This is a genomic window from Vibrio sp. 2433-A1 (genome assembly GCF_056726085.1).
Window position 1 is genome coordinate 204,419 of the sequence record NZ_JBRESC010000008.1, and the last position, 6,315, is coordinate 210,733.

5 protein-coding genes are annotated in these 6,315 nt (G+C 42.7%); 1 reads left to right on the top strand and 4 read right to left on the bottom strand.

The genetic code is table 11. The features are described 5' to 3' along the window. Nucleotides 1-64 precede the first annotated feature (64 nt). Entirely contained in the window at nucleotides 65-913 is an 849-nt protein-coding gene (locus tag ACU01J_RS10665) for a pirin family protein (RefSeq protein WP_481085683.1), read from the top strand. A 114-nt stretch (nucleotides 914-1,027) separates the two neighbouring features. Here ACU01J_RS10665 and ACU01J_RS10670 read toward each other — a convergent pair whose 3' ends face one another. The 4 genes from ACU01J_RS10670 to ACU01J_RS10685 form a co-directional block, all read right to left on the bottom strand. Continuing rightward, on the bottom strand, nucleotides 1,028-1,318 hold the full coding sequence (locus tag ACU01J_RS10670) for a putative quinol monooxygenase (RefSeq protein ID WP_481085684.1): 291 nt from the start codon (nucleotides 1,316-1,318) through the stop codon (nucleotides 1,028-1,030). Between the two features lie 32 nt (nucleotides 1,319-1,350). Beyond that, entirely contained in the window at nucleotides 1,351-2,010 is a 660-nt protein-coding gene (locus tag ACU01J_RS10675; protein ID WP_481085685.1) for an NAD(P)H-dependent oxidoreductase, read from the bottom strand. A gap of 303 nt (nucleotides 2,011-2,313) precedes the next feature. Then, nucleotides 2,314-3,516, bottom strand: coding sequence for an OFA family MFS transporter (locus tag ACU01J_RS10680; protein WP_481085686.1), 1,203 nt, complete (start codon nucleotides 3,514-3,516; stop codon nucleotides 2,314-2,316). A 195-nt stretch (nucleotides 3,517-3,711) separates the two neighbouring features. Continuing rightward, nucleotides 3,712-6,315, bottom strand: a 2,604-nt coding sequence (locus ACU01J_RS10685) for a Tn3 family transposase (RefSeq protein ID WP_481084707.1), incomplete at its 5' end; no start/stop codon positions are given.

The window sequence follows — 6,315 nt, forward strand, 5'->3', positions numbered from 1 at the left end:
TATTGCTCAATCAAAGCGCTAAACTGAGTTCATTCAGTCAAGAGTGACACCAAGGAGCTTTGTTATGAGCAATGTGAGAACAATTAATCAAATCATCCGAGCGCATGCGACTTCTGATGGTGATGGCGTAAAAATCCAACGAGTAGCGGGCTTCAATAACGCCCAGTTTTCGCCATTCTTGATGGTTGATGAGCTAAAATCGGATCAACGAGCAGATTACGTTGGTGGTTTTCCTCCGCATCCTCATCGTGGTATTGAAACGCTCACTTATATGATGAAAGGACACTTCCAGCATAAAGACCACATGGGCAATGTTGGTGAGCTTCGCTCAGGCGGTGCGCAATGGATGGCAACAGGGCGAGGCGTGATTCATAGCGAAATGCCAATCATGGAAGAGGGCGAATTGCATGGCTTTCAGATTTGGATTAATCAGCCAGCGCGCGACAAGATGAAACCTGCACAGTACTTCGATTTCCAGCCAGAAACTATCACAGAGTACTCCTCAGACAAGCTTGGTCTTTTGCGTGTTTTAGCAGGATCAATCATTACTGATGCACAAGTGCTACGTGGCCCACTTGATAAAACTGGTGTAGATCTCAGTGTCTCTGATTGGCGGGCGAATCAAGGCCAAACAACAAACCTAGAACTGCCGGGACAATTTAACGTTATGGTTTATGCATATAAAGGGGAGTTGGTTATTGGTGAGCAGCGTCTAAAGCGAGGTGAATTGGCACTGCTAAGCAAAGGCGAGCTACTGACATTAGAGGCACAGGAGCAAAGTGGTGCGCTGATCTTCTCTGGTCAACCGATTGACGAGCCTGTGGTGCACTATGGTCCCTTTGTGATGAACAGTATGCAGGAAATCGAGCAGACGATTCAAGATTACAACTCTGGTGTGTTTGAAACCTATTGATTCTGTGAGGAGGGTTATGGAGCTTGATCATAGTGGTTAAACTCCACAGAGTCTTCAGATCGAAAAAAGCCCTGTGGGAAAGCAGGGCTTGAAAGGCAATGAATTGAAATTTAGTTAGGCGATGTGAGTCATTCGATTGATAGTGAATGTTTCAACAGCCCCCTCAACTGCAGCAATGTAATCAGCGATATGTTCGCTGGCAAGGTGCGCATTGAGTGCCGCTTCTGATTGCCAATTTTCATGGAAAACAAAATGAGCTGGGTTGCTGTTATCTTGGTGTAAGTCATAATTAATACAACCATCTTCAGCACGCGTTTTTTCGATCAATTTAATCAGTTCTGCTTGGACTAAGTCGATTTTGTCTTTTTTGGCAATGATATTGGCAAAAATCGTTAGTTTACTCATTTATTTTCCTCAACTGGTTGAATGACGTGGACTTAAAGCGTCGTAACAACATCGTCAAGTGTTAGGCGTGCCTTAGGCAAACCGTGATTGTAGTCATCGCCATCTTTGTGATAACCGATTGCCAATGCCAACTCACAAACATGGCCTTCCAGCTCTTCAGAGAAAATGCTGCCGATAAGCTCACCATCGACACCTTCCATCGGTGTTGAATCAATACCTAGTCGAGCAAGAGTGTGCAGAATATTACCTAGTGCAATGTAGGTCTGAGCTTTAGTCCAGTTACCATTAAAGCCTGTTTCATCGGTATTTGCTTCTGCGAATCCATACGCACCATTGAGCATCATGTCGTAACGTTCTGCCGGTAAATGGCCAGATGTCACTTCTGCATCGACACGTTTTGCGTATTTCTCTTTAGTAAACTTAGGATCATAGGCAAACAAAATGGTATGAGACGCTTCTTTTGCATGAGGCTGGTTGAATTGGTGCTTATTGGCAAAAGTGTCATGGAATCTTTGTTTCGCTTCATCGCTCTCTACAATAATAAACTTCCACGGCTGAGAGTTGATTGAAGAAGCTGATAGGCGCAGTGCTTGTTTGATAACATCCATATCTTCAGCAGAGATGCGCTTTTCTGCATCGTACTTTTTGGTTGTATAACGAGTGTTTAAGTCTTTGATAATTGGATGAGTCATATGAATACCTAACGATATAATGATAGTGAATAACAGAAGGGCAAAACTCGGTTATTCAAAGCATAACAGAGCGTGTCTTTCGGCTAGTATCGATTGTAGTGCGTGTCTATGGCGCCAATGTAAACATTTCGTAGACGAAAAAAAATGGCAGATTACACCAATGACTATGGAAGTAAATGTCCATAATTAAATCGCTTCTCCAATATATAGATCTGCAGATATGCCCTAGGCTTTTTAGTCTAGGGCTTATATGTGGGACAGAACAATGATTTCGTTTAATCAGAGAATGAGCGAGAGAGACGATTACAGTGGTTGAGCGACGAAAGATTGGCTAGGTTTTTTTATTACGACGGACAGCACAATTGAAACCAGGATCAGTGCAAGTATGATGTGGAACGTAGCCAAGAAGCCACCAAACAACGAAGCGATCAGCGAGCCTGCGAAACTTCCAATCCCAAAGCCTAAATAGATAGTACCGTAATTCTTCGCAACGTTTTCGAGACCAAAGAAGTCACTCACAAGAGATGGATAGACGGTGATGGTGCCTCCAAAACTAAATGCGATGCAGGCCAGAGATAGATAAAAACTATACAGTGTGGGTGGGATAAACAGCAGTGCGCTGACACCAGCAAGGCAAATCACGAGTGCGATGGTAATAACATGCATACGGGCAATCTTGTCTGATAGTACGCCGAGTACGATTCGACCTCCGAGGTTTGCGACTGCGATTACAGATACCGCAGTTGCGGCGATTTCAGCTGAGAGGTTTACATAGTTTTGACCGATATCTTTGGCGATCCCGATAGCGTACAGGCCTGACATGCATACAGTTGTAAACATCAGTGCCAGCATGTAAAACTGAGGTTTACTCATCGCTTGTTTTAAGGTGAAGTTTTGTACAGCTTGAACGTGTTCACTTACTTGCAGTTCTTGCTTAGGTGCTTCTTTTACTAACATCGCACCAATGAGTACCAGCACCATTGATACCGCCCCCCAAAGCTCAAATGCGTCTGTCAGCCCCAAATGCGTTAAGGAATACATGTTGATGTATTTAAAACCCAGGCTACCTAAACCATAGGCTCCAATGGCACATGCGGACGCAATTCCTTTGTTTTTCGGGAAAAACTTAATGCAGTTAGTCAGTGCTAATAGGTAACCGGTGCCGTCGGCAAAACCAACTAAAAATCCGGCAAAAATATACAAAGTGGTCAAACTTGATGCGGTTGAGGTTAAGTGAAGACTCGCTCCTAATAGTAATCCAGAGAATGCAATGACCTTTTTGACACCAAACTTTTCTTGCAATTTACCAGATAAAGATGAAGCAACAGCAAGAGCCAAACTCAATAGACCAAAAGAGAAGGCGACTTGCTTTACTGGTTGGTCTAACTTGTCGGCCAAATGGGCGTTGAACAGGCTCCATGTATAAACCGAGCCGAGTGCAAACTCGATTAAAACTGTGCCGATTAGAGTAGACCATTTGTCCCAAGGTCGAATAGTTGTGCTCATATTGAGTGCCTTATAAATTAACGTTGCCCGCTAATTTATGGAACTCACTACTGAGCTTCAATGCTCTATGGTGAATAGAAAATCAATTGTCTTCTGTTAGGGGTTTTGCGCCCATTTCAGCGAAAAGTCCAATGTGAGCCTACAGCTCTTTATTTATAAGGGCTGTAGGGAATGGCTTATTTTCTAACACCCTTCTTAGGCCACCAGTTCGACCATGCTCTCCTCTCTCCAAGGCTCTAAGTTCTCAAGCAGTTTCTCTAGAACAATATTGTCTTTCTGAATACCAAAGGTGTAATTACCGGCAAGTTGGATATGACGCCATGCGACTGGAGATAAACCCGCTATCAGATTCACCACCTCCTGATTACCTTCTTGCTCAAACTTATCAATCAGACTGGATAGCAAGGCCGAGTTATAATAAATGATGCAGTTAGCAATAATTCTCGCACAATCATTCCATTGATCTATCTGATAATCATTACCTCCACGGAATTGATTTCCATTGATTGAAGCAATAGCTCGACGTAGTTGGTGGTAGGCTTCGCCACGGTTCAAAGCTTGCTGGACAAACTGTCGCAGGACTTTATCGTCAACATAATCGAGTACATAAAGGCACTTAATGATTCGGTCATACTCTCTAAGTGCGGCTAATGTTCGACTGTTCTGTTTACCATTCGACAGCTTGGTAATGATCGTACTTTGTGTCGTTGTCTTACGACTTAACGAGCAAATGATCCTTTGAATATTTTCCCACTCACGTTTGATTAGTGAGGTGTTAAACGGTCGGCGCAGCTTTAATGATACGGCCTCTCCATGCTCTATTTCGAACAAATCATGGAAGACATATTTAAACTTGGCGTATCGTGGAGCGAATTGGTAACCAAATAAGTCAAGGATCGCAAAGTTGACATTATTGACCCCATGAGTATCGGTTGCTAACGCTTTAGGCTGAATATCGCTGCTATTGTTATAGAGCAAATCAAAAGCATGATGTCCTTCATACTCGTTAGCTGAAATTATCTTGGTGTTGATTGGCACATGGTTTGACACCAACGTTAGGGCGGATACCCCTTTACCCTTACGGAAGTATTTTGCTGAAAATCGAGCTTTGAATGTATTGATACGGCAGGCATGCTTTTGACCATCAATACTACCAAAGGGGGTGGACTCATTGATTGTGTAATGTTTAAAGATTGGAAGTTTTGCCAGCGAATCTGAAATCACATCATTGGCATCGCTTGTCGTCTCCGGCCGAATATACCCATCATTTACGGCCCTCAGAACACCAATGGCTCGATCAGATATCGATGACATATGATGCAATCCATAATTAGAGCCATTGCCAAAGATACAAGCGAGTAAGTCTTCTTCTCTCGCCTTACTCCCTAGCTTCTTAGTTCCGATACTTTTGAAGGCATCTAAGTAACCGGTTCTCTGATTTACGTAATCCATAATTTCGATAATGCCCATATGTTGAAGTTGGTTGTAAATCGGGTTATCAAGATCGTCTTTCCAACGCTTATTGGCTAACTTCCAAGTGAGCTGGTTGGTGCGAGGTTGATGGATAACAAAATCATTGGCTCCATCATTGATATTACGGCTGACTTGAGACATTTTGTGACGTACGGATTTTGTTAATGTCGCAAGGGTTTGCTCGATAGGAGCAATCAACTTATCTAACCCTGTATTGGCAACAAGATTTTCATTCTTTTTCCATTCAGTTATAGGGATAAGATCATCTTCGAGACGTTTGTTTTTCGCACTTTCATTAACAAATATATGGTTGCTATCAAGCATTCGAGAGACTTTCTGGTACAAGTAATGTTCAAAACGTCGATAGTTAACGCCTTCCTTATCAACGATATAGTCTTTGTCCTGCTTAAGAAGTAACCTTTGGTCTGCAGTACAAAGGTGCTTTTCTTTTTGAAGCTCTGATTTTGCTACTTGTAATTGCGTAGAAAGTAATGTCTGACCGGGTTCACATTCAATATCTATCGCTAGAAAAAGGGGTCTAATCGAGTTTGAGATCTTTCTATATTGGCTGTCAATGTATTGCCACTCGTATTGTCGCTTATCAAAATTTTCCTTATTTAAGTGCTGACTAATGAGCTGGATTTCATCTTTGGAGAGCTTTTCAAAGGCATTTTGCCGAATATCACCAAATTGAGTCTGGTCACTGACGGAGTCATCGACAAATAGTCCAAGGAGGTGACCGGCGTGGGTCAACTTGTCTCTGACCACTTCAAGCTCATCTGCAATCCGTTGTTTAGCGGCGGCAGAGGCGGATTCCCTTAGTTTTCTGGTCACATATTGAAAAGCAGTGACTAACTTATCATTCGTTTCTTGATAACGAAAAAACAAGTAGCACACGATGTATAGCATCCCTTGCCATTCAGGAGAACGGCGGATCTTATAGATAGATTGGTGTCGAATAATAGACGCGTAGTACGTTAAGTTTCCTTGCGATAACCCTAGTTCATTGATGAGTCCTTTTATCTCCTGATACACACTTCTTATTGTATTGTGCGTTTCAATTTCACGCATGAGTTCCGATGGGGTGAAGTCTTTCGCTGAGCCTTTCTGCGCAGAAAGTTGATTCAAGCGCCCTTTGGTATGCAGTATTTTTTTAAGTTGCATATGAGTGGTGTCTGACATGGAGCTTGAGAGAATGGACTCTGTCCTCTTCCTCTCACTGGCTAGGACGGACGTGATCATGGTTTGTAATGTTGAATAAGCGGCTAAGCCAATGCGTTTTTGGCCAAAGAAGGCTAAGCATTCATCAAAAATATACTTGGGATA